Raw genomic sequence first — 22,630 nt, forward strand, 5'->3', positions numbered from 1 at the left:
CGCTCGTGACTTCCGGTTATGCGTTGGTCGGCGGCGTCAGATGTGTATAAGGGCCGGCGGGAGCCCGGAGCGGTGGCGCGCGCCGCCGCCGACGCCGCGCGCCACCGCTCCGTGCTCCAGGCCCTGACCGGCCTCCTGCTGGGCATGTTCGTCTCGATGATCGCCAACACGGTGGTCTCGACCTCGATGCCGGTGATCATCCACGACATCGGCGGCGACCAGACCGCCTACACCTGGGTCATCACCTCGGCCCTGCTCGCCACGGCCATCGCCACCCCGATCTGGGGCAAGCTGGCCGACCTCGTCAACCGCAAGGTCCTCTTCCAGGTCGCCCTGGCGATCTTCGTCGCCGCCTCCGCGGCGGCCGGGTTCACCCACGATCCGACCTTCCTGATCGTCTGCCGCACCGTGCAGGGCCTGGGCGGCGGCGGCCTCGTCGCGCTCAGCCAGGTGATCATGGCGGACATCATCAGCCCGCGTGAGCGCGGCCGCTACATGGGCCTGTTCGGCGCCGTGATGGCCGTGGCCACGGTGGGCGGCCCGCTCGCCGGCGGCGTGATCACCGACCTGTGGGGCTGGCGCTGGAACTTCTTCGTGGCGGTGCCCTTCGCCGTCGTCGCCCTGGTGATGGTGCAGCGCACCCTCCACCTCCCGCACCGCGAGCGCCAGAAGGTGTCCATCGACTACCTCGGCATCGTGTTCCTGACCGCGGCCACCGCGCTGCTGCTGATCTGGGTCACCAGCGCCGGTCGCGACTTCGACTGGGCCAGCACCACCACCGCGTGGATGCTCGGCGGCGCCGCCGTCGCCACCGTCCTGTTCGTCGTGACCGAGCTGCGCGTCGCCGAGCCGCTCATCCCGCTCACCCTCTTCCGCGACCGCACCTTCACCCTCGCGACGATCGCCTCGATCGCCACGGGCCTGGCCATGTTCGGCTCCTCCGTCTACCTGGCCCAGTACATGCAGCTGGCCCGCGGCGCGACGCCGACCCAGGCCGGCCTCATGACCATCCCGATGATCCTCGGCCTGCTCGTGTCCTCCACGGTGATCGGCGGCCTCATCACCCGCACCGGCGTGTGGAAGCGCTGGCTCGTGATCGGCGCCGTCCTGCTGATCGCCGGCACCGCCCTGCTCGGCACCCTGCACTACGACACCTCCTTCTGGCTGGTGTCCCTCTACATGTTCCTGCTCGGCGCCGGCGTCGGCATGACCATGCAGAACCTCGTGCTCGTGGTGCAGAACACCACCGACCCGCGGCAGATGGGCGTCGCCAGCTCCGGCGTCACCTTCTTCCGCACCCTGGGCGGCAGCATCGGTGTCGCCGTGATGGGCGCCGTGGTCTCCAACGTGGTCCCGGACCGCATCGAGGAGCGCCGCGCGGACCTCGCCGCGGCCCTGCGCAGCCTGGGCCCGGACGCCGCCGAGTGGTCCGAGAGCCTGCAGTCCAGCACCCTGCCACGCGTGGCAGAGATGCCCGACTCGCTGCGGGTGATCTTCGAGGACGTCTACGCGCAGGGCATCGCCCTCGCCTTCCTCGTGGCCGTGCCGCTCGCGATCGTCGCGTTGATCGCGATCCTGTTCCTGCCGAACCTCCCACTGGGCCGCATGACCACCTCCGAGCGCCTCCACGCCACCCGCGCCGACCTGGCCACCCATGCCACGGCCGAGGCCATGCAGACGCTGCCCGCGACCGGCCCGATCCCCGTGGTGACCGCGGCGCAGGGGCAGCATCCGGCCGAGGACCCGGAGGAGTCCCGGTCGGTGTCGGCCGAGCGCCCGGCGACGGCGGTGGCCGACCGGCCCGTCGTCCCCGCGGCGCTGGCCGTGGCAGGGACGGCCCTGCTGGCGGCCGTCGTCACCGCGCTGGTCCGGGCCCGCCGTGGCTGACGGCGCCCCGGACCCGGGCGGAGGCGGCGACGACGCGGGCTTCGAGGCCGCCGTCCAGGGGCTCGAGCAGGCGTTCTCGCGTCTGGTCCTGCAGCACCGCCAGGTGATGGTCCGCTACGCGGCGGCCCTCAGCCCGGCCCTGTCCGTCGGGGCGATGAAGGCGTTCATGATGCTGGCCAACGAGGGGACCATGACGCCCTCGGCCGTGGCCGAGGGCCTGCTGGTGGACCGCGCGCAGGTCTCCCGCATGGTCCGCGACCTCGAGGCCGCCGGGCTGATCACCCGAGAGCCGGACCCGCGGGACCGCCGCTCCGCCCTCCTGAGCGCCAGCCCCGAGGGGCTCGCCCGCCTCGACGCGGTGCGCGGCGGCCCGGCGGGTCGCGGGCTGCGCGACGACCTGGCGCGCTGGGACCGCGAGGACATCCGGACGCTGACGCGCCTGCTGGACCGGCTGGCCGCCGAGCGTCAGACCCGGATGCAGGACCCCGCCGAATCCGAGTGAGCCGCCGGCCGGACCCGCGGGGCCCGGCCGGCGGGCGGGATCACCAGATGGTGACGCGCTCCTCCGGGGCCAGCCACATGGGATCCCCCTCGCGCGTGCCGAACGCCTCGTGGAAGGCGTCGAGGTTCTTGACCACCTGGTTGCAGCGGAACTCGTTGGGCGAGTGCGGGTCCGAGGCGATGCGGGTGACCATGGCCTCCGGTCGCGTGAGCTGACGCCACACGGTGGCCCAGGCGGTGAAGAACTCGCGGTCCCCCGCCGCGGCGTCGAGGGAGGCGCCGTCGCCCTCGTCCCGCCAGATCTCCAAGGCGCGGTGGGCGATGCCCAGGCCGCCGAGGTCGCCGATGTTCTCCCCCAGGGTGAACTCGCCGTTGACGCGGTGGTCCGGGGCCTCGGCCGGGGAGAGCGCGTTGTACTGGGCCACCAGCCGGGAGGTGCGCTCGGTGAACGCCGCGCGGTCCTCCTCGGTCCACCAGTCCTCGAGCCGACCGGCGCCGTCGTACCGCGAGCCCTGGTCGTCGAAGCCGTGGCCGATCTCGTGGCCGATCACGGCGCCGATCGCCCCCAGGTTCGCGGCCATCGAGGCCTCGGGGTCGAAGAACGGGGGCTGCAGGATGGCGGCCGGGAAGACGATCGCGTTCTCGAGCGGGGAGTAGTACGCGTTCACCGTCTGCGGCGTGATGTGCCACTCCTCCGGGTCCGGCCCGTCCGCGATCTTGCGCAGGTCCCGCTCCCACTCGAGCTCCGAGGAGGAGCGGGCGTTGCCCAGCAGGTCGCCGGCGTGGACCTCGAGGGCGGAGTAGTCCAGCCACTTCGAGGGGTAGCCCACCATGGGGCGGAACATCGCCAGCTTCTCGAGCGCCCGCTGACGGGTCTCCTCGCCCATCCACTCGAGCTCCTCGATGGACCGGCGATAGGCCTCCTGGAGCAGGCCCACGAGCTCGTCCATCGCGGCCACGTGGCCCTGCGGGAAATGGCGGGCCACGTAGAGCTGCGCCACGTCCTCGCCGGCCGCCCCGTTGACGAACGCGACCGCGCGCTTCCAGCGGGGGCGGACCTCCTCGGTGCCGGCCAGGCGGCGGCCGTAGAAGGAGAAGTTCTCCTGCACGAACGCGTCCGGCAGGAAGCCGGCGAAGGAGCGCAGCACCTGCAGGATCAGCCAGTGACGCCAGTCCTCGAGGTCGGCGGCCTCGGGTCCCTCGAGCAGCCCCTGCACACCGGAGAGGAAGTCCGGCTGCCACACCACGACCTCCGCGGCGCGCTCGCCGGCGGCGTCCACGCCCTCGAGCCACGCGTCGGCCAGGGGGAAGAGCTCCGTCAGCCGGTCGTGGGTCATGGGGTTGTAGCGGGCCACGGCGTCCCGGCTGCGGACCAGGTCCCAGTGCAGGGCGGCGATGCGCTTCTCCAGCTCCACCACCCGGACGCCCAGCGCGGCGGCCTCGTCCCGGTCCGCGCCGATCCCGGCCAGCGCCAGCAGACGGCCGGTGTGCTCGGTGTACTGCTCGAGGATCTCGGCGTAGGCCTCGTCCCGGTAGTAGGACTCGTCCGGCAGGCCCAGGCCGCCCTGGAGCAGGTGCAGGAGCATGCGGTCCGGGTTCCCGGCGTCGTTGAGGGCGCCGGTGTTGATGAGGCCGGAGACGCCCTGGCGCTGCAGTCGCCCGGACAGGGCGAGCAGCTCCGCGGGGGTGGACACGGTGGCCACCGCCGCCAGGTCCGAGGCGATCGGCTCGAGGCCGCGGGCCTCCACGGTCTCGTCGTCCATGAACGAGGCGTACAGCGCGGCGATCCGGCGCTTGAGCTCCGGATGCTCCGTGCCCTCCGCGTCCTCCTCGTCCAGCGGGGCGAGCGGGACGTCCCGGTGCGCGCCGGCCGCGGCCGTGGCCTGCACGCGCGCCTGGGCGGGGTCGAAGCCCGTGCCGACCTCGCGCACGGCGTCCTCGCACAGGTGCCGGACGGCGAGCTCGGCCGCGTCCCGCAGCTCGAGGAACGCGCCGTAGGCGCCCTGGTCCGCGGGGATCTCATGGGTGTCCAGCCACCCGGCGTTGACGTGGCGGTACAGGTCCTCGCGCGGCGACGGGACTTCGGGCTCGGCGGTGGCGGTCACGGCGGATCCTCCTGGACGTGGGGGTGGACGGTCTCGCACGGCACTCTAGCCGTGACACCGGACACGACGACGGGCACCGCACCCTGGCCGGGTGCGTGCCCGTCGTCGAGGGGACGGCCAGCCCGGAGGCCGCCGTCGGGAGGCGGGGGTCAGCCGACCTCGGCGGCCAGCTTCGCGAGCGACTCCTCCATCTGCTCCTCGGACACCATCGGGAAGAGGTTCTTCGCCAGCAGCTCCGGGTCGGTCACGGCGGTCCAGTCGTAGGTGAGGGACACGACCGTGCTGCCGGAGCCGTTGTCCTCGAGCCGGTAGACCCACTGCCAACCCTTGGGCTCGGTGCCGGCGGGGGCGGTCTTCCAGCCGACCAGCTTGTTCGGGTCGTAGGCGACCACGTGATTGTCGGTCTGGTAGTCGCCACCCATGTGCTCCGCGTGCATGTTCATGGTGAACACGTCGCCGACCTTCTGGATGCGCTGGGTCTTGTCGTCGGACTGCACCATGCCCGAGCCGTCGAACTTCGCGTGGTTCGCGGGCAGGGTCAGGAAGTCGAACACGTCCTTGGCGGACGCGTCGATGGTCCGGGTGACGGTCTGCTGGGTCTCGCCGTGGGCGGTCTTGTTCATCTCGGTCATGGGATCAACCTAGGCACGGGGCCGGGGCGGTCGACAAGGTCTGGGGGTCAGTCCGGCACGTTGCGGCCACGCCGGAACGCGGACACGCTGCGGTGGCCGGCCACGCTGAACCGCCACGGGAAGCGCACGGAGCCGCCCTCCCCCGAGACGCCGACGCGCGGGCCCGTCACGACCTCGATCGGCGGCTCGGCCGGATCGCGGGGCGCGGGCGGGGCCAGGAGGAAGCGGGCGGGCGCGGCCGGCGCGGCGAGGCGGGCCGAGGTGCCACCGTCGTCGGCCACCTCCGGCGGCGCGGCGACGATCTCCACGGGCGCGTGGCCCATCTCCAGGGTGATGCCGAGGCCCTGGCCGAGGTTGCCCGGGCCGGAGAGCAGCTTGGGGCCGGTGTCCCGGCCACGGCGGGCCACCGCGAGGTCCCCTCCTGCAAGCACCTCGGCCGCACGCAGCAGCACACCGCCGGCCTCCCCCTCGGGGTGGCCCACCAGGTTCAGGCAGCGGTGGATGCCGTAGTTCAGGTACACGTACGTGCGCCGCGGCGGCCCGAACAGCGCGGCATTGCGCTCGGTGCGGCCGCGGAACGAGTGGGCGCCGGGGTCCGCTCCCGCGTTCCCGTACGCCTCGGTCTCGGTCAGCCGCACGGTGACGGCGCCGTCCGGGGCGACGACGGTCAGCCGGCACCCCAGCAGCGTCGCGGCGAGCGCGGGCGAGGGGCCGTCGAAGGCGGCGGCGAGACGCTCCGGGGTCACGGCAGCGGCCCCGCGACGGGCAGCACCATGGTGTCGATCAGCCGGACGGGCGGCACGTGCGCGGCCACGAGGGCGAGGGCCTCGCGGCGCAGCGGCTGGCACAGCAGCTCCGGACCGAGCTCGGCGAAGGTGTCCCGGTCCACCACCACGAGGTGGTCCAGCTCGACGCCCGGCTCGTCCTCGACCATCCGGCGAGCGGCCTGGACGTCGACGGGCTCACCGGCCGCCGCGGCGTCGGCCAGGGAGCGCAGGGCGCGGCTGAGGACGAGCGCGTGCTCCAGGCCCGCGGCGTCCAGGCGGGTGTTGCGGCTGGAGAGCGCGAGGCCCTCGGGCGAGCGGACGATGGGTACGGCGCGGACGTCGACGTCGATGTCCAGGTCCGTGGCCAGGCGGCGCAGGACGGTGAGCTGCTGCGCGTCCTTCTGGCCGAAGTAGCTGCGCAGGGCCGGCACCGCCGGGCGCACGATGTTCCACAGCTTCGCCACGACGGTGGCCACGCCGTCGAAGTGGCCCGGGCGGGAGGCGCCCTCGAGGACCTCCCCCATGCGGCCGGCGGAGACGGTGACGATCGGCGCGTCCGGGTAGCCCGGGTACATCTCCTGCACGTCCGGGGCGAACACGACGTCGGCGCCCGCCGCCGCCAGCAGGTCCAGGTCCGCGTCCAGGGTGCGCGGATAGTGCTCCAGGTCGGCCGGATCGCCGAACTGGAGCGGGTTCACGAAGATGCTGACCGCGACGACGTCGTTCTCGGCGCGGGCCCGCCGCACCAGGGCCGCGTGGCCGCCGTGGAGGGCGCCCATCGTGGGGATCAGGCCGACGGTGACGGGCTCGGCGTCGCCGTCGTCCGTGGCGTGGGCGACGAGCTCACGGAGAGCGGAGCGCATCTCGGCGACGGTCCGGGCCAGACGCGGGCGCGCGGAGACGCCGTCGGCCTCGGCCGTCACGGGAGCGGGGAGGGCGTCCTCGAGGGTCAGGCCGGTGCCGGCGGGGACGGGGCGCTGGTCGGGGACGCGGTCGAGAGGGGTCACCCTCCGAGTCTAGGCACGGGGCCTCGGGGAGGACTTCCGCCTCACCACGCGCATCTGGTCCAAGGCCTGAGCCGCGGGCCGGATTCGGCCCCGCCACGCGCGACGCCGGCCGGTCCCGTCAACGGGACCGGCCGGCGTCGTGCTCGAGTCGGGCTCAGGCGTCCTTCGCGGTGTCCTTCACCTGGCGGGCGGCGTCCTGGGACTCCGCCTTGAGGCCCTGCGCCGTGTCCGTGCCCTGCTCCTTGAGGTGGGAAGCGGCCTCGGCGGCCGACTCCTTCACGCTCCCGGCGGCCTCGCGGGCGGCGGGCTCGAGGTCCTCGCGCAGCTGCTGGGCGGCCTGCTTGGCCTCGTCCACCAGCGGGGCGGCCTGGTCCTTGAGGCCCTCCGCGGCGCGCTGCTCCGCGCGTGAGGCGGGGATCAGCGAGCTGAGCAGCAGGCCGGCACCGAAGGCGATCAGCCCGGCGGCCAACGGGTTGCCCGCGGTGCGGCCGCGCAGCTGAGCCGGGGCCTGGTGCAGGGCGTGCTGGGCGTCGTCGGCCCACTCGGACACCCGGTCGCCGGCGTCGCCCAGGCGGTCCTGGGCCTGGCCGGCCGCGTCATACGCGGAGGCCCGGGCGTCGTCGACCACCGCGTGGGCGCGATCGCCCAGCGAGGGCTCGTGGCGGTGCTGCTCCGGGGAGCCCATGATGTTCTCCTTCGCGTGGATGAAGCCGTCCTTGATGCGGTTGGTCTGCCGGGACACGGCCTTCGTGGGGCTCACCTTCTCGGCGAGGGCGTCCACGTCCTGGCCGAGCTCGCGGCGCGTGCGCTCGATGTCGGCGCGGATCTCGTCGGGGTTGTTGCTCGTGGTCATCGCGTCTCCTTCGCGGGGTTCAGGGTCTCGGGGATCTCCTGAAGCGTCTCCTGGGTCTGCGGCAGACCCTTGATCTTCTCGATGTCCTTCTTGCCCTGCAGGGCCAGCACGGCCGCGACGACGCCCCACAGCACGGCCACGATCAACGCGGCCCAGCCGATCGGCAGGAACACGTCGAGCAGGTGCATCAGGGCCAGGGACAGGAACATCAGCAGGAAGAAGCCGCCGACGGCGGCGCCGGCCAGCAGGCCTGCCCCCTTGCCGGCCTTCTTCGCGGACTCGGTGGCCTCGGCCTTGGCCAGGGCGATCTCCTGGCTGACCAGCGTCGACAGCTTGGCCGACAGGCTCTGGAACATCTCGCCGAGGCTCTCGTGCTCGGCACGGAACTCCGCCTGCGTGGGCGGCGGGGTGTGCGCGCCGGAGTGCGGCGTCGCGTCGCGGAACGGTTCGTGGGCGGTGCTCATGCGTCACCCCCGGGCCGGGTCTGGTCGAACGGCCGCTCGGCGGTCAGGCCCTGCTGGACCGGCGCCTGCGTGCCATACGGGGTGTCCCCGACGCCGGCCGCGCGGCGGGGCCCGGCGCCGTCCGCGACGCGGCCGTCGGCCTGGGAGAGCGAATCGCTCGAGTAGGCCGGGGCCTGCGAGTCCAGGTGGTGCGGGGTCACGTCCGCGTGCACCGCGTCCGGACGGGTCGTGTGACGGCGCGGCGAGGTGGAGGCGGCGGAGTCGGGCTGGGCGGCGTCGCGGATGCCGCGCGTCAGTCGACCGGCCACCAGCCCGGCGCCCAGGGCGAGGGCCAGGAACGTGCCCGGACGGCGAGCGGCGAAGCCGCGCACGTCCTGCAGCAGGTCCTGCGGGGAAGCGGTCTCCAGGCGCTGCGTCAGGGCCTCGGCACGGTCCGCCACCGAGGCGACGCCCTGGCGCACCAGGTCGGTCTGCGGCTGCTCACCGGAGACCACGCGGTGCAGGTCGTCGGTGTAGCTGCGCACCTGGCCCGCGAACCGCTCCTGCTGGGTCTGCACCTGCGCGCCGACCTGCTCCTGGGCGGAGCCGACCAGCGACTGCACCTGGTCAGCGGCCTCGTCCTTCACCTGGCCGGCCTCGTGCTTGGCGGTGGCCGCGAGGTCCTGGGCCTTGTCCTTGGCGTCCTGGGCCACGGCCTTCGCCTGGCCCTGGGCCTCGCCCGCGGCCTGCTGGGCCTTGTCCTTCGCCTGGTCCTTGGCGTCACGGCCCTCGGCTGAGGAGCCGTGGGCGTTCTTCGGCGTGTTCGTCGTCATGCTGTGCCTTCCTTCGTCCGGGTCGGCGGCCCCTCATGGCCAGCCCTTCTGGCCGTCCACGTCACCGGGTCCACCGGTCCTGAGGGCCAAGGTAAGCACCGCGACGGACGTGCCGGAAGACCTCGGGTCCGCCGGGATCGTCTCCGGTCGGGACGGGGTCAGCGCACCTTCAGGCCCCGCTGGGCGGTCTTGCCGACGCCCCGGCCCGGGTGCTCCTTCTTGCCCTGCATCCAGGTGTCCACGGCCTGCACGCCGAGGTCGGGGTGGTCGGTGAAGAAGCCGTCGATCCCGGCGTCGAGGAACGGCTGGATCATGCCGACCATGTCGCCCTGGGCGTTCGGGTCCGCGGAGGAGCGGAACTCCGTGTAGAGGAACTGGTTCTCGGCGCGGAAGGTGTACGGCACCACCTCGAGGCCCGCGCGGTGGGCGAGGGAGACGAACGCGGTCTCCTCACCCATCGAGCCGTCCTTCTCCTTGGTGATGATCTGCGCGAAGGCCGGGCCGAGCGTGTCGACGCCGGCCGCGCGGACCTCGCGCATGCCCGCGGCGGTCTCGTAGAAGTCGTAGTCGCGGACGGTGTCGCCGGCGGCCACGGAGTCGTAGGGCGCGCCGTTGGCGCTGGACAGGAAGACCGTCTCGGCCTTGAGGCCGAGGTTCTCGTTGAGATCGCGCAGGTTGGCGAGCTCGAAGGACTGCACGGTGGCGGGGGCGTTGCGCTTGTTCAGGCCGTGCTCGTCGAGCAGCTCGACGACGCGCTCCTCCATGGACAAGCCGATGGAGTCGAAGTAGGTGGGGTGCTTGATCTCGGGGATGACGCCGATCTGCCGGCCGTACCGGGCCGAGAGGCGTTCGCGCAGCTCGAGCACCTCCTCGAAGGTGGGCACCTGGTACCGGCCGTCGTAGGACGCGGACTCCGGGCGGACCTGCGGCAGGCGCTCCTTGGCGCGCAGGGTCTTGAGCTCGGCGAGGGTGAAGTCCTCGGTGAACCAGCCGGTGAGGGCCACGCCGTCGACGACCTTGGTGGTCTTGCGGTCGGCGAACTCGGGTCGCTGGGCGACGTCCGTGGTGCCGTCGATCAGGTTCTCGTGGCGGACCACGAGCACGCCGTCCTTGGTGGAGACCAGGTCCGGCTCGATCACGTCCGCGCCCTGGGCGGCGGCCAGCTCGTAGGCGGCCAGGGTGTGCTCGGGGCGGTAGCCGGAGGCGCCACGGTGACCCACGACGTCGGGGCGCACCACGGGCTTGCCCGTGACGGACTGCGCGGCGGCCGGGGTCGTCGGTGCGGCGGGGGCGGCGGCGGCCGGGGCGGCCAGCGGGGCGCTGACGGCGACGGCGGCGGCGAGGGCCACGAGACCGCGGGCGGCGTGACGACGGACGGAGGTCATGGAACGGTCCTTTCCGGGAGGGGGATGACCGCTCCAGTGGGCCAGATCCGCGTGTCGGCCGGGTGGCCCCCCTCCGGCCACAGCCGGCCCGTCCGGTGAACAGCCGGTGACGGGCGGCTGATCGGAGAGGTTCAGCCGCCCGTCACGATGCGCGGCACCGGGCGCAGCGGCTCAGCCCGCCGTCGACGACGGCCGCGTCAGTCCCAGCGTCTCCGGGGCCGACGGGGCGCCGTCGTCGAGGACGTGCTCGCCCAGGAAGCCGAGGACGACCTCGTACCAGACCTTCGCGTGCTGCGGGGCGAGGATCCAGTGGTTCTCGTGCGGGAAGTAGAGGAACCGGTGGTCGGTGGTGCCGTCCGCGGCGGCCGGCCGCCCGGACTTCGCCAGCAGGTCCGACCACAGGCGCAGTCCCTCGCCGATCGGCACGCGGTAGTCCTTGTCGCCGTGGATGACGAGCATCGGAGAGACGATCTCGCCCACGAACCGGTGCGGCGAGTTCTCCTGCTGCATCTGCTCGTCCATCTCGCGGGCCCAGTAGAACGCGGCGTCCGTCGTCGGGCCGAAGCCGTCCAGCGCCCACAGCGAGGCGTGCGTGACCACGCACCGGAACCGATCGGTGTGCCCGGCCACCCAGTTCGCCATGTAGCCGCCGAACGAGCCGCCCATGGCGGCGGTGCGGTCGCCGTCGACGTCCTCACGCGCCACGACGGCGTCCGTGAGCGCCATCAGGTCCGTGTAGGGCGCCTGGCCCCAGCGGCCCCAGCCGCGTTCGATGAAGTCCTGGCCGTAGCCCGTGGACAGCGCCGGGTCCGGCAGCAGCACCGCGTAGCCGCGCGCCGCCATGATCCACGGGGTCCAGCGCCAGCTCCACGCGTTCCACGACCCCAGCGGCCCGCCGTGGATCCACAGCAGGAGCGGGTGGCCGCCGGCCGGCGCCTCCCCCTCGGGGAGCACGAGCCAGCCGCGCACGCGCGTGCCGTCCTCGGCGACGGTCTCCACGTCCTCGAGGGTGCCCGGGATCGCGGGGCGCTCCACGGGGTTCGGCAGGCGAGTGACCTCGCCCGTGGCCAGGTCGATCCGCGCCACCTCCGGCGGGAACAGGTAGGAGGAGCGGACGCCGTAGGCCGTGGCCCCGTCCGGGGAGAGCACGACGTCGGTCCACGCCTCGTCCTCCCGGGTCACCTGCGCGACGGCGCCGGTGGCCACCTCGATGCGGAACACCGGGCGACGGCCCTCCGAATCCGCGAGCGCGATCACCGCGGAGTCGTCCGGCAGCCACGCGACGACGTCGGCCCACCGGTCCCAGCCGTGGGCCAGGGGCGTGGTCTGGCCCGTGGCCGTGTCCATCACGAACAGGCGCGGGTGCACGGCGGAGTGCGGGGTGGAGTCGGGGGTGCGGACGACGACGGCGCGCGTGCCGTCGTGGCTGACGGGGCCGACGGCCACGTCCTCGCCGGGGACGTCGTGCAGGACGCGGTGCTCGCCCGTGGCCAGGTCCACGCGCACCACCGTGCCCTCGCGCACGTTGCCGCGGGCCTCGGCGGTGGCGGCCGTGGTGATCAGGAACGAGCCGTCCGGGGCCACCTGCGCGCCGATCCCGAACGCGTGGGAGCGAGGGAAGCCGGAGACGTGGCGCAGGTGGTGCGCCACGTCGTCGGCCTCGGGAGCCAGGCCGGAGGCGGCGGGGCCGGGCTCGGCGGCGTCGGCGTCCGTGGCGGGCTCGCCCTGTGGGTCCGGGCCGGCCTCGAGGACGAAGAGCTCGGGGCGGGCGGGGCCGAGGTCGTGGTCCCAGAAGCGGATGGGGTAGCCGGTGTGCAGGATGGCGTCCACGCCGGCGTCCTTGCGGGTCTGCGCGAGGGCCGCGTGCTCGGCCTCGGTGGTCGCACCGAGCAGCCGGTCCGCCGTGACGACCACGCGGTCCGCCGCGGAGGCGCACGTGACCGCGGCGACGCCGCCCGGGCGGGAGAGCACCACGCGCGCCTCGCCGCCCCGGGCCGGCAGGGCCCACAGGGCGCTGCGCTTCTCGGCCTCGGCGTCGGCGGGGTCGGGACGGGCGGAGGTGAAGAAGAGGGTGCCGTCCGCGGCGAACTGCGCGCCGGCCTCGCCCTCGCGGGAGCGGGTCAGGCGGTGGGCGGGGCGCTCGCCCGCGGGGTCGACCTCCCAGAGGGCGGTGGCGTAGCCGGTGCCCTTCGCGTCCCGGGTGGCGACGGTGGTCACCAGGCGGGCGCCGTCCGGGCTGAGGGTGAGACCGGCGACGCGCGGCAGGGCGGTGAAGGCGTCGAGGTCGTGGAAGGGGGTGGCGGGGGTGTTGTCCGGGCTGTCCGGGGTGGAGGTCATGCGTTCGTTTCTATCGGCCCGCACGTGATCCGGGCAACACGAAGGGCGGCGGGGTGGTGGCCTCGAGGGCGGGCCGCCCCGGTGCCCGCCGCGCCTCAGGCGCCGGGCAGGGTGCCGGCGTCGGCCCGGATCTGCTGGAGCTGCTCGCCGAGCCAGTCGACGTACTCGCCCATCCACTCCCCCGTGGCCTGATGGTTCCAGCTCTGGCCGACCACCGGCTGCGGGAAGACGACGGCGTCCGAGAGGGTGTCCCGCAGCGCGAGGGCGGGCCCCTCCTCATCCGCGACCGTCACCCACTGCATCCCGTGGCGCGCGCCCAGGTGCTCGCCGAGCAGCACCGCGACGACGTCCAGCAGCACCGCCAGCTCCTCGGGGTCCAGCTCCTCGGCCTCGGCCTGCGAACGGGCCAGCACGGCGTCGTAGTACGCGGCGACCGCGTCCAGGTCCAGGTGGTCCACGCCCTCCTGCGCGGCGAAGTCGCGACGGACGCGCACCCACTCCCGCTCGGGCTCGGTCAGGGGGCTCATCTCGGGCTGGTCGGTCATGGCCTCCATCCTGCCAGGCGCGTCGGGCGCCGTCGTCGCCGGAACGGGCGGCGCCGGCCGCGCTTTCGTTCGAGAAACGGCGGCGTGTCGCAGCGCTTTCGTTCGAGAAACGGCGAGGAACCGGGGGGACACACCGCCGGAGGCCTGCGATCCCCCAGCGGGAGCACTCGTGGACGCGCCCGATGTCGTGCCGCCAGCGACGAGGCGAGCGTGCGGGCCGTCGTCGTCCGCCGCCCCCGACCGGACTTGAGACACTGGCCCCATGCGCATCATGACCGTCTGCCTGGGGAACATCTGCCGCTCGCCCGCCGCCGAGGCCGTGCTGAACCGCAAGCTCGCGGAGGCCGGTCTCGACGACGTCGAGGTCACCTCCGCCGGCACGTCCGACGAGCACGTGGGCGCCCGGCCGCATCACCTCACCCGCGAGGTCGGCGGGGAACTGGGGTACGAGTTTGCGACGGTGGGGGTGCAGCTGTCCGCCGACCTCGTGGACGAGGCCGACCTGATCCTGGTGATGGACGAGGCCAACCTCGCCGACGCGCGGCGCCTCGCGACCACGGACGAGCAGCGGGACCGGATCCACCTGATGGGCGAGTTCGCGTCGGATGCGGACCGCGCCGGGGTGCGCGAGGTCCCCGATCCGTACGGGTATCCGCGGCCGCAGTTCGAGGAGATGTACCGGCAGATCGAGGACGCGGCAGACGGCGTCGTCGCCGCGATCCGCGACGGGCGCCTCTGACGGCCGGGGCGCAGTCCCGGGGTCCCGTCCCCGCCACGCGAACGCCGCCGGAAGCGGCCGTTTCTCGAACGAAAACGGCCTGAGACCCGCCGTTTCCCGAACGAAAGCGGCCTGGGACCCGCCGTTTCCCGAACGAAAGCGGGGGCGGCGGGGGTCGGTCAGTCGTCGTGGGGGTCGTCGGAGCCGTCGAGGACCTCGCGCAGCCGCGCCGCCGTGTCCGCGCGCAGGGTGCCGCGGGTCTCGGCGCGGTCGGTCGTCGCGCGGGCGAGGGTCTCCCACACGGCCCGCACGTCCGCCGGCAGTCCCCCGGCCTCAAGCTCGCCGAGGGTCTCACGGTGGGTCCGCAGCGTGTCGACGTCACCGCGGGCCACGGGCCCGGTGAGGGCGCCGTCGCCGTCCGTGAGCGCGTTCTCCAGCGCGGCGGTCATGAGTGAGCGCAGCACCCGCTCCGGGTCGGCCACCCCGATCGTCTCCAGGATCTGACGGGCCTGCGCCGTCAGCGTCACCAGGTGGTTCGACCCGTGGGACAGCGCCAGGTGGTACGCCGCACGGTCGGCCTCCTTCACGACCACGGGCTCGCCGCCCATCTCCACCACGAGCGCCTGGGCCACGGGCAGCACCACGGGGTCCGCGGTCACGCCGAACACGCAGTCCTGCAGCCGGGCGACGTCGAGGCTGAGCCCCGTGAACGTCATGGCCGGATGGATCGCCAGGGGGATCGCCCCGTGCGCCCGCACCGGCTCCATCACCCCCACCCCGTAGCGGCCCGAGGTGTGCACGAGCAGGTGGCCGGTCTGCACATGGCCCGCGGCGGCCAGACCCGCCACGAGCTCGCCCAGCGCGTCGTCCGGGACGGCGAAGACGACCATCTCGGAGCGGCGCAGGATCTCGGGGATCTCCAGGACGGGCACGCCCGGCAGGAGCATCTCCGCGCGGTCCCGCGATGCCTCCGAGACGGCGTGCACACCCGTGATCGTGTGGCCCGCAGCCCGCAGCGCCGAGCCCAGCACGGCCCCCACACGACCCGCGCTCACCACACCGACGCCCAGCCGCCCGGGCCGCTGCGCCGGGTCGTGCGGGTCCAGGCTCAGGTCGAGTCCGCCGGTCATCGCTCCTCCTCGCTGCGCACGGCGGGGACGTCTGCCCCGCTCTCCTCCCCGACGACGGCGCCGCCGACGACGCCGGCCCGGGCCAGTTCGCGGCGGCCCACCTCGGTGGCCGCGACCTCGCGCGTGCGCTGCTCGAAGCGGGCCAGCTCCTCGGGGCGCATCCACTGGTCGCGGTCGGTGAGGCGACGCGAGACGGCCGCGTGCCGGGCCTCCCGGGCGTACAGGTCCACGGCCACGTCCTCGTCGAGGTCGCGGACCACGGCGTTCGCCCCCGCGACCCACACGCGCACCGTGGCCAGACCCAGGCGTCGCTGCACCGGGCCCTGCGCCAGCTCGGCCGCCTGCACGCGCTCGTGCTGGAGGGTCTGCAGCCGGCGGTTCAACCAGCCGCTGCGCACCACCAGCAGGGACCGCGTCGTCGTGAAGCCGGTCCGCCGCCAGGCGAACCAGTTGAACCACCACCTGCCGCGCCGCGGCACGTGCTGGAAGCCCCCCTCCGTGCCGGTGCCGTGCACGCCGAGGTGCATGAGCCCGGCGGGGGTCAGCCCCTGCGCGGCGCGCGGATCACCGTCCAGGCCCGGGTCCGGGGCCACGACCGTGAGGACGCGGAGCACGTCCTCCCACGGGCCGACGGGCAGCGCGACGTCCCGGGCGCCGTCGGACTCCTGCCCGTAGCCGGCCACCGCCACGTTCACCCGATACCAGCCGAAGGGCCGCCAGAACAGGGGCTGGGAGACGGTCACCCCCTGCACCCGCCCCGGCGGGACGGTCTGGTGGGTGGTCTCGGTGAGCCCGTGCCGCAGTCGCAGCCCGTCGGTGGAGCGGCGCACCTGGAAACCCCAGCCGGCGTTCAGCCGGGACCACGCGACGCCGGCCACGGAGAACAGGGCGGGCAGGGACGCGGCCGCGCCGATCCCGGTCAGGGTCTCCCCCTCGTCCAGCACCGCCTCGGGCAGCAGCGCGACCACGAGGGCGAGGCCGCCCAGCCAGATCAGGGACCCGGCCAGCACCCCCAGCACGCCTCCCGAGAGCAGGACGGAGCCGAGGAGCCGCCCCGCGGGCACCTGCAGCATGAGTTCGCCGGCGTCCGCGTCCGCGGCGTCGGCGTCGGGGAGGCCGGGCTCGGCCGCCCGCTCCGGGGCGGACGCGTCCGCCCCGGCTCCCCCGAGCACCCCCGACGCGCGGTCCAGGATCTCCCGGCGCACCGCTTCGGCCTCGGCGCGGCGCAGGAAGGACAGCTCGAGCGCGGACTCGCCGCCGTCGGCCGCCTCGACCTTCACCGTGGCCAGCCCGAGCAGCCGGGCCACGAGCGGGTGCTGCAGGTCCACCGCTTGGATGCGGTCGTAGCGCATCTGCCGGCGACTGCGGAAGAGCCAGCCCTGGCGCAGCTCGATCCGGTCCTCCCCGCAGCGGAACCGGGTGAACCACCAGGAGAAGAAGAACACGAGGCTGATCAGCAGGGTGACCCCCAGCAGGATGCCGCCGGCCACGAGCAGGCTGCCGTCGCCGCCGCCCGGGGCGTCCTCCCCGCTGAGCCGGCCCGCCGCGAAGTCCTCCACCGCGTTGCGGCCCGCGAAGAACAGGATCAGCAGCAGGAAGGTCCAGCCCCGCACCCAGGGCGAGGCGGGGTGGACGCGGACCCAGCCGGCGTCGTCGGCGGGGGGCGGGGCGGCCGCGCTCACAGGCCCGCCAGCCGCGCCTGGCCGCGCGCCATGAGGACTTCGCGCAGCTCCTCGGCCCTCTCGCGGGGCACGCCCTCCAGGGTGACGTCCCCGCCCGCGGCGGCGGTCTTCAGGGTGAGGGTCTGCAGCCCGACCCGGCGCAGCAGCGGACCGTCCGACACGTCCACGTACTGCAGGCGGCCGTACGGCACCGCATGCACGCTGCGGAACAGGATGCCCTCGCGCCACAGGACGTCGTCCTCGCGCTCGGCCCAGCCCATCGCGCGCACGCGCCGCGGGATCAGGATCAGGTCCACGATCCAGGACACGACGACGACGGCCGGCAGCCCCCACGCGACCCACGCGGCCATCCCCGCCCACGGGCCGGTGAGCTTGAGGATCAGCGGCACGGAGAACGCGGCGAGCCAGATCAGGTGGCCGATGGTCGTGGCGATGAGCTTCACCGTCGCCAGCCGGGGCGAGGCCGGGGTGAAGGCCACGCCGCTCAGGTCAATGCCGGGCACGGGCATACCCTCCTTCGGTCTCGGGACGGGCCGGTCGGCCCGGGGACCCATCCTGCCCACGACCGCCCTCGGGCGCATCCTCCTCAGGCGGGATCCGGCACCACCGTTCGACGATCAGCCCCACCACCAGCAGGACGAGACCGCCGACGGCCTGCAGGGCGGCCTCCCGCACGGTCGGTGCCTCCACGCCGGCCCGCAGCAGCACCTGCACCGCCACCCCGGCGTGCCAGCCGCCGAGGGCCGCTCCCGCGAAGCCGGAGGCCTGGCCGAGCACGAGGGTGCGGGCCGCGGCGAGCGGGTCCATCCGCGCGGCGGCGGGCTTCTCCCGGTCGCGGCGCACCCGCCAGCCCAGCGCGAGGCACAGCACGGAGACCGCGGCCACGGTGATCAGGCCGCTGCGGCCCACCACGGGCGCCGGCCAGCCCAGGGACGGCGCGGCGAGCCCGGCCAGCCAGCCGAGCACGGCGGCCACCAGCACCACGAGCAGGGTCCACCCGGAGCGCAGCGCGATCACGTGGCCTCCCTCCCGAGGGCGTCCGGGCGTGCCGGACGGAGCGGGACGACGTCGTCGGAGCCGGCCAGCAGCCGGTGCCGCTCGGGCTCCTGACGGCGCACCCCGGGGGCGTCCGCGGCGACGGCGGCGAGGTCGGCGACAGGCGTGCCGGCGAGCGTGGCGTCCGCGTCGAGCCACAGCCACGGCAGCAGCACGAAGGCCCGCTCGGCCGCGCGGGGGTGCGGCAGGGTGAGGTCCGGGTGGTCGCTGCGCACGTCTCCGTAGGCGATCACGTCCACGTCCAGGGTGCGCGCGCCCCAGCGGACCTCACGCCGCCGATGGTGGTCCTGCTCGAGCCGGTGCGCCACCGCGAGCAGCTCCCACGGCGCGAGGTCCGTGCGCAGCGTGACCACCTGGTTGAGGTAGTCGGGCTGGCCCGGCGGCCCGCCCACGGGTGTGGTGACGGCCCGGGGCGAGGCCCGGACGTCCGTGATGTGCGGCAGCGCGGACAGGGCGGCGACGGCGGCGTCGAGCGTCTGCGCCGGCTCGCGCAGGTTGGCGCCGAGGGCCAGCACGGCCGCGACGGGCGCGTCCGGGCGGGCGCCCAGCTCGGGGACGGGCGCGGGGCCCTCGGCCGGGTGCGACCAGTCGACGGTGCTCACGCGAGGTCCTCCCGGGTGCGGTGCACGGTGACGGCGGCGTCCGCGAAGTCGTGCGGGATGGGCGCCTGCGGCTTGTGCACGGTGACCTCGACGGCGGCCACCACGGGCTGCTCGGCGAGGACGGCGCGGGCGATCCGGTCGGCGAGGGTCTCGATCAGGTCCACCGGCTCCCCGGTGACCAGGCGGACCACCGTGTCCGCGACCTCGGCGTAGTTGGCGGTGCGCGCGAGGTCGTCGCCGGCCGCGGCGGGGCCGGCGTCGAGGTGGAGGACGACGTCCGTGACGAACGGCTGCCCGTCCCGGCGCTCGTGGTCGAAGACCCCGTGGTGCCCGACGGCGGACAGCCCGGCCAGGCGGATGCGGTCCCGGGCGCTCACGGCAGCACGTCCTCGGAGACGGGCTCACCCGGGGCATGCGCCCCGACCCAGGCCGCGGCGGCGCGGACGGCGTCGGCGCTGGCGCGCACGTCGTGCACGCGCACGCCCCACGCGCCCTGGGCGGCGGCGAGGGCGGAGATGGCCGCGGTGGCGGCGTCGCGCGCGGCGGGCGGGGCCGGGGTGCCGTCGTCGTCCGCCAGCAGCGTGCCCAGGAACCGCTTGCGCGAGGCGGCGACGAGCACCGGGTGGCCCATGGCGCGGAGCCACTCGAGGCCGCGCAGCAGCTCCCAGTTCTGCTCGCCGGCCTTCGCGAAGCCCAGGCCCGGGTCGACGATCAGCTGCGCGGGCTCGACGCCCGCGGCGAGGAAGCGGCCGGCCACGTCCCGCAGCTCGCACACGACGTCCGGGACGGTGTCCTCGTAGACGGCCAGCCCGTCCATGGTCTGCGGGTTCCCGCGGTTGTGCATGAGGATGTACGGCGCGCCCGACGTGGCGATCAGCGCCGGCATATCCGGCTCGTGGGCGAGGCCGGAGACGTCGTTGACGATCACCGGCCCCAGCGCCAGGGCAGCCCGGGCGGTGGCGGTGTGGCGCGTGTCCACGGAGACGACGACGTCCTCGGCCAGCAGCGCCTCGATCACAGGGAGGATGCGCTCCTGCTCCTCGGCCGGCGGCACGGCGTGGGCCCCGGGGCGGGTGGACTCCCCGCCCACGTCCACGATGTCCGCGCCGTCCGCGACCATGCGCCGGGCGTGCTCGACGGCCGCGCGGACGGTGGCGTGCTCCCCGCCGTCCGAGAACGAGTCAGGGGTGACATTGAGGATGCCCATGACCAGGGTCCGATCCGCGAGCAGCCGCCCCAGCAGGGCGCGGTTCGCCTCCCGCGCCGCCGCGTCGATGCTCTCGTCCACGTGTCCTCCTCCGCCGTCGGTGGTCCTCAGCCGTGCATGATGAGGCTCATCGCCTCCGAGCGCGTGGACGGATCCCGCAGCTGGCCGCGCACCGCCGAGGTGACGGTCTTCGCGCCCGGCTTGCGCACGCCGCGCATGGACATGCACATGTGCTCGGCCTCCACCACCACGATCGCCCCGCGCGGGGCCAGGTGCTCCATGAGCGCCTCCACCACCTGCGTGGTCAGCCGCTCCTGCACCTGCGGACGCCGCGCGTACAGCTCCACGAGGCGGGCCAGCTTGGACAGCCCCGTCACGCGGCCCTCGGCGGAGGGGATGTAGCCGATGTGCGCGGTGCCGTGGAACGGCACCAGGTGGTGCTCGCAGGTCGAGTAGAACGGGATGTCCTTCACCAGCACGAGCTCCTCGTGCGCGATGTCGAACGTGGTGCCGAGCACCTGGTCCGGGCTCTGGTGCAGGCCCGCGAAGAACTCCGCGTAGGCCTTGGCCACCCGCGCCGGGGTGTCCGCCAGGCCCTCGCGGTCCGGGTCCTCACCGATCGCCAGCAGGATCTCCCGCACCGCCGCCTCGATGCGCGGCCGGTCCACCGCGGTGGAGTCCGGGTCGAACGTGCCGGGGACGGCGTCGTCGGGGGTGTGGGCTGTCATGCGGGTCTCCTGCGCGGTCAAAAGGTCGGTCCCTCGCCGGGGCCCGGCGTGTTGCTCGGACCGCCGTGCGGCGGCAGGCCGGGGCCGGCCGCGTCCCCGCCCAGCGACGACGGCGGCGCACCCTCCGGACGCACCGGCACCGTGGTGCCCTCGACGCCGACGGGGGTCTGATCCCCGCCGTCGTGGCGCGAGCGGCGCTCGGAGGGGGAGAGGACCGGCGGGATGTCCTGCGGGAGCCGGTCGTCCGAGGCCAGCCACACGCCGCGCTCGGGCCGCTTGCGGACGTCCGCGAAGATGGCGGCGATGGCCTCCTGGGTCAGCGTCTCCTTCTCCAGCAGCTCGTAGGCCAGCCGGTCCAGGACGTCCCGGTTCTCCGTGAGCACCCAGTGGGCCTCGGCGTGGGCCTGGTCCAGCAGGGTGCGGACCTCGGCGTCCACCAGGTACGCGAGCTCCTCGGAGTACTCGCGGGAGGAGCCGCCGGGGGCACCGCCCACGAAGGGCTCGGAGCTGCCGCCGCCGAGCTTGACGGCGCCCACCTTGGCGGACATGCCGTACTCGGTGACCATCTTGCGGGCCGTGTCCGTGGCCTTCTGGATGTCGTTCGCGGCGCCCGTGGACGGGTCCTTGAACACGATCTCCTCCGCCACGCGCCCGCCCATCGCGTACGCGAGCTGGTCCAGGAGCTCGTTGCGGGTGACGGAGTACTTGTCGTCCTCCGGGACCACCATCGTGTAGCCCAGGGCGCGGCCGCGGGGCAGGATCGTGATCTTGGTGACCGGGGCGGAGTTGCGCAGCCCGGCCGCGACGAGCGCGTGGCCGCCCTCGTGGTAGGCGGTGACCTTGCGCTCGTGCTCGTTCATCAGGCGGGTGCGCTTCTGCGGGCCGGCCATCACGCGGTCCACGGCCTCGTCCAGGGCGTGGTTGTCGATCACGTTGTTGTTCGAGCGCGCCGTGAGCAGCGCGGCCTCGTTGATCACGTTGGCCAGGTCCGCGCCCGTGTAGCCGGGGGTGCGCTTGGCCAGGGCGCGCAGGTCCACGTCCAGGGCGATCGGCTTGCCCTGCGCGTGCACCTCGAGGATCCTGGCGCGGCCCTCGAGGTCCGGGGCGTCCACGGGGATCTGGCGGTCGAAGCGGCCCGGGCGCAGCAGCGCCGGGTCCAGGACGTCCGGGCGGTTGGTCGCGGCGATCATGATGACGTTCGTGGAGGCGTCGAAGCCGTCCATCTCCACGAGCATCTGGTTCAGGGTCTGCTCGCGCTCGTCGTTGCCGCCGCCGATGCCTGCGCCGCGGTGCCGGCCGACGGCGTCGATCTCGTCCACGAAGATGATGGCGGGGGCGTTGGACTTGGCCTGCTCGAAGAGGTCGCGCACGCGCGAGGCGCCGACACCCACGAACATCTCCACGAAGTCCGAGCCGGAGATCGAGTAGAACGGCACGCCGGCCTCACCGGCCACGGCCTTGGCCAGGAGGGTCTTGCCCGTGCCGGGCGGGCCGTAGAGCAGCACGCCCTTGGGGATCTTGGCGCCCACCGCGCGGAAGCGGTCCGGCACGGTGAGGAACTCCTTGATCTCCTGGAGCTCCTCCACGGCCTCGTCCGCGCCCGCGACGTCCTTGAACAGCACGTCCGGGTTGTCCTTGTTGATCAGCTTGGCGCGGGACTTGCCGAACTGCATGACCTTGCCGCCGCCGCCCTGCATGCGGGACATCAGGAACCAGAACAGCAGTGCGATGAGCAGGAACGGGACCATGAAGCCGAGTAGCGAGAGGAACCAGTTGCTCCGCACCGGCTCGTCCGTGTAGCCGTCCAGGGCCGAGTCGTCCACCGCGGTGACCACGTCCGTGGCGCGCGCGCTGGCGAAGTAGAAGTAGACCTCCTTGCCGAGGTCCCGGTCGTCCTGCTTGTAGGGCTCACGCAGGGTGAGGTCCACGCGCTGGTCCCCGTCCACCACGCGGGCCTGCGCGGCCTTGTCGTCCTTCAGCAGGGCCATGCCCACGTTGGTGTCCACCACGGTGCGGCCGCTCTGTGACGTGGTCAGCGGGATCGCGACGGCGAGGACCAGCAGGCCCAGCAGGATCCAGACGTAGGGCTTGTTGAACAGCTTCTTCACGGTCCGAGTGTCTCCTGGTCTGCCGCGGGGGCCGGGCTGCCCGGGGCGGCCGCCGTGCGGCCGGGGCCGGCGCAGGGCCGACGTCGCGCCCGGGTCAAGCCCCC

General features: G+C 74.2%; 22 protein-coding genes. 3 read left to right on the plus strand and 19 right to left on the minus strand.

The window, feature by feature from the left end:
- Positions 1-18: 18 nt before the first annotated feature.
- Together FLM69_RS05705 and FLM69_RS05710 are read left to right on the plus strand one after the other, a co-directional pair.
- Positions 19-1,887: an MDR family MFS transporter gene (locus FLM69_RS05705; RefSeq protein ID WP_141843431.1), complete on the plus strand. Its 1,869-nt coding sequence runs from the start codon at positions 19-21 to the stop codon at positions 1,885-1,887.
- The gene (locus FLM69_RS05710; RefSeq protein ID WP_036380863.1) at positions 1,880-2,389 is read left to right on the plus strand and encodes a MarR family winged helix-turn-helix transcriptional regulator; all 510 of its coding nucleotides are present in this window, start codon (positions 1,880-1,882) and stop codon (positions 2,387-2,389) included. Before FLM69_RS05705 ends, FLM69_RS05710 begins: the two co-directional genes overlap by 8 nt.
- A gap of 40 nt (positions 2,390-2,429) precedes the next feature.
- Here FLM69_RS05710 and FLM69_RS05715 read toward each other — a convergent pair whose 3' ends face one another.
- From FLM69_RS05715 to FLM69_RS05760, 10 genes are all read right to left on the minus strand, one after another.
- The gene (locus tag FLM69_RS05715) at positions 2,430-4,493 is read right to left on the minus strand and encodes a M13 family metallopeptidase (protein WP_036380860.1); all 2,064 of its coding nucleotides are present in this window, start codon (positions 4,491-4,493) and stop codon (positions 2,430-2,432) included.
- Positions 4,494-4,642: 149 nt separating this feature from the next.
- A complete protein-coding gene (locus FLM69_RS05720) occupies positions 4,643-5,125 on the minus strand; it encodes an SRPBCC family protein (protein ID WP_036380856.1) in 483 nt (160 codons plus the stop codon).
- A gap of 47 nt (positions 5,126-5,172) precedes the next feature.
- Positions 5,173-5,871 carry a DNA-3-methyladenine glycosylase gene (locus FLM69_RS05725; RefSeq protein WP_036380853.1) on the minus strand — a complete coding sequence of 233 codons (699 nt, stop codon included), beginning with the start codon at positions 5,869-5,871 and terminating at the stop codon, positions 5,173-5,175.
- The gene (gene panC / locus FLM69_RS05730; protein ID WP_036380850.1) at positions 5,868-6,899 is read right to left on the minus strand and encodes a pantoate--beta-alanine ligase; all 1,032 of its coding nucleotides are present in this window, start codon (positions 6,897-6,899) and stop codon (positions 5,868-5,870) included. Before panC ends, FLM69_RS05725 begins: the two co-directional genes overlap by 4 nt.
- A 154-nt stretch (positions 6,900-7,053) precedes the next feature.
- Complete coding sequence (locus FLM69_RS05735; protein ID WP_036380847.1) at positions 7,054-7,752, minus strand: DUF3618 domain-containing protein; 699 nt, start codon at positions 7,750-7,752, stop codon at positions 7,054-7,056.
- Positions 7,749-8,216, minus strand: a complete 468-nt coding sequence (locus FLM69_RS05740; protein WP_036380844.1) for a phage holin family protein — start codon at positions 8,214-8,216, stop codon at positions 7,749-7,751. Before FLM69_RS05740 ends, FLM69_RS05735 begins: the two co-directional genes overlap by 4 nt.
- Positions 8,213-9,028, minus strand: coding sequence for a hypothetical protein (locus tag FLM69_RS05745; protein ID WP_036380841.1), 816 nt, complete (start codon positions 9,026-9,028; stop codon positions 8,213-8,215). Before FLM69_RS05745 ends, FLM69_RS05740 begins: the two co-directional genes overlap by 4 nt.
- Positions 9,029-9,186: 158 nt before the next feature.
- Positions 9,187-10,413, minus strand: a complete 1,227-nt coding sequence (locus tag FLM69_RS05750) for a glycerophosphodiester phosphodiesterase (RefSeq protein WP_141843433.1) — start codon at positions 10,411-10,413, stop codon at positions 9,187-9,189.
- Positions 10,414-10,584: 171 nt separating this feature from the next.
- The gene (locus FLM69_RS05755; RefSeq protein WP_141843435.1) at positions 10,585-12,750 is read right to left on the minus strand and encodes an alpha/beta fold hydrolase; all 2,166 of its coding nucleotides are present in this window, start codon (positions 12,748-12,750) and stop codon (positions 10,585-10,587) included.
- A 95-nt stretch (positions 12,751-12,845) separates the two neighbouring features.
- The gene (locus FLM69_RS05760; RefSeq protein WP_010079662.1) at positions 12,846-13,295 is read right to left on the minus strand and encodes a DUF3806 domain-containing protein; all 450 of its coding nucleotides are present in this window, start codon (positions 13,293-13,295) and stop codon (positions 12,846-12,848) included.
- Between the two features lie 262 nt (positions 13,296-13,557).
- On the opposite strand from FLM69_RS05760, the gene FLM69_RS05765 reads away from it, so the two are divergent.
- A complete protein-coding gene (locus FLM69_RS05765; protein WP_141843437.1) occupies positions 13,558-14,034 on the plus strand; it encodes a low molecular weight protein-tyrosine-phosphatase in 477 nt (158 codons plus the stop codon).
- 158 nt (positions 14,035-14,192) lie between these two features.
- On the opposite strand, the gene FLM69_RS05770 is transcribed toward FLM69_RS05765, so the two are convergent.
- The 9 genes from FLM69_RS05770 to ftsH are packed head-to-tail and all read right to left on the minus strand — an operon-like array spanning position 14,193 to position 22,526.
- Positions 14,193-15,143, minus strand: a complete 951-nt coding sequence (locus tag FLM69_RS05770; RefSeq protein WP_063189138.1) for a Rossmann-like and DUF2520 domain-containing protein — start codon at positions 15,141-15,143, stop codon at positions 14,193-14,195.
- Positions 15,140-16,825, minus strand: a complete 1,686-nt coding sequence (locus tag FLM69_RS05775; protein WP_141843439.1) for a PH domain-containing protein — start codon at positions 16,823-16,825, stop codon at positions 15,140-15,142. The genes FLM69_RS05770 and FLM69_RS05775 overlap by 4 nt, the downstream gene beginning before the upstream one ends.
- A complete protein-coding gene (locus FLM69_RS05780) occupies positions 16,822-17,334 on the minus strand; it encodes a PH domain-containing protein (RefSeq protein WP_020625296.1) in 513 nt (170 codons plus the stop codon). Before FLM69_RS05780 ends, FLM69_RS05775 begins: the two co-directional genes overlap by 4 nt.
- Positions 17,315-17,842 carry a DUF3180 domain-containing protein gene (locus FLM69_RS05785; RefSeq protein ID WP_036337195.1) on the minus strand — a complete coding sequence of 176 codons (528 nt, stop codon included), beginning with the start codon at positions 17,840-17,842 and terminating at the stop codon, positions 17,315-17,317. The genes FLM69_RS05780 and FLM69_RS05785 overlap by 20 nt, the downstream gene beginning before the upstream one ends.
- Entirely contained in the window at positions 17,839-18,483 is a 645-nt protein-coding gene (gene folK / locus FLM69_RS05790; RefSeq protein WP_141843442.1) for a 2-amino-4-hydroxy-6-hydroxymethyldihydropteridine diphosphokinase, read from the minus strand. The genes FLM69_RS05785 and folK overlap by 4 nt, the downstream gene beginning before the upstream one ends.
- Positions 18,480-18,860 (minus strand): dihydroneopterin aldolase, encoded by a 381-nt coding sequence (gene folB / locus FLM69_RS05795; protein ID WP_061866865.1) that lies wholly within the window; start codon positions 18,858-18,860, stop codon positions 18,480-18,482. Before folB ends, folK begins: the two co-directional genes overlap by 4 nt.
- The gene (gene folP / locus FLM69_RS05800; protein WP_061866866.1) at positions 18,857-19,771 is read right to left on the minus strand and encodes a dihydropteroate synthase; all 915 of its coding nucleotides are present in this window, start codon (positions 19,769-19,771) and stop codon (positions 18,857-18,859) included. Before folP ends, folB begins: the two co-directional genes overlap by 4 nt.
- 26 nt (positions 19,772-19,797) lie before the next feature.
- Positions 19,798-20,418 (minus strand): GTP cyclohydrolase I FolE, encoded by a 621-nt coding sequence (folE, locus tag FLM69_RS05805; protein WP_020625291.1) that lies wholly within the window; start codon positions 20,416-20,418, stop codon positions 19,798-19,800.
- 17 nt (positions 20,419-20,435) lie between these two features.
- Complete coding sequence (ftsH, locus tag FLM69_RS05810; RefSeq protein ID WP_063189142.1) at positions 20,436-22,526, minus strand: ATP-dependent zinc metalloprotease FtsH; 2,091 nt, start codon at positions 22,524-22,526, stop codon at positions 20,436-20,438.
- Positions 22,527-22,630: the final 104 nt, after the last annotated feature.

Source organism: Micrococcus sp. R8502A1 (assembly GCF_006704135.1).
Classification (GTDB): domain Bacteria; phylum Actinomycetota; class Actinomycetes; order Actinomycetales; family Micrococcaceae; genus Micrococcus; species Micrococcus luteus.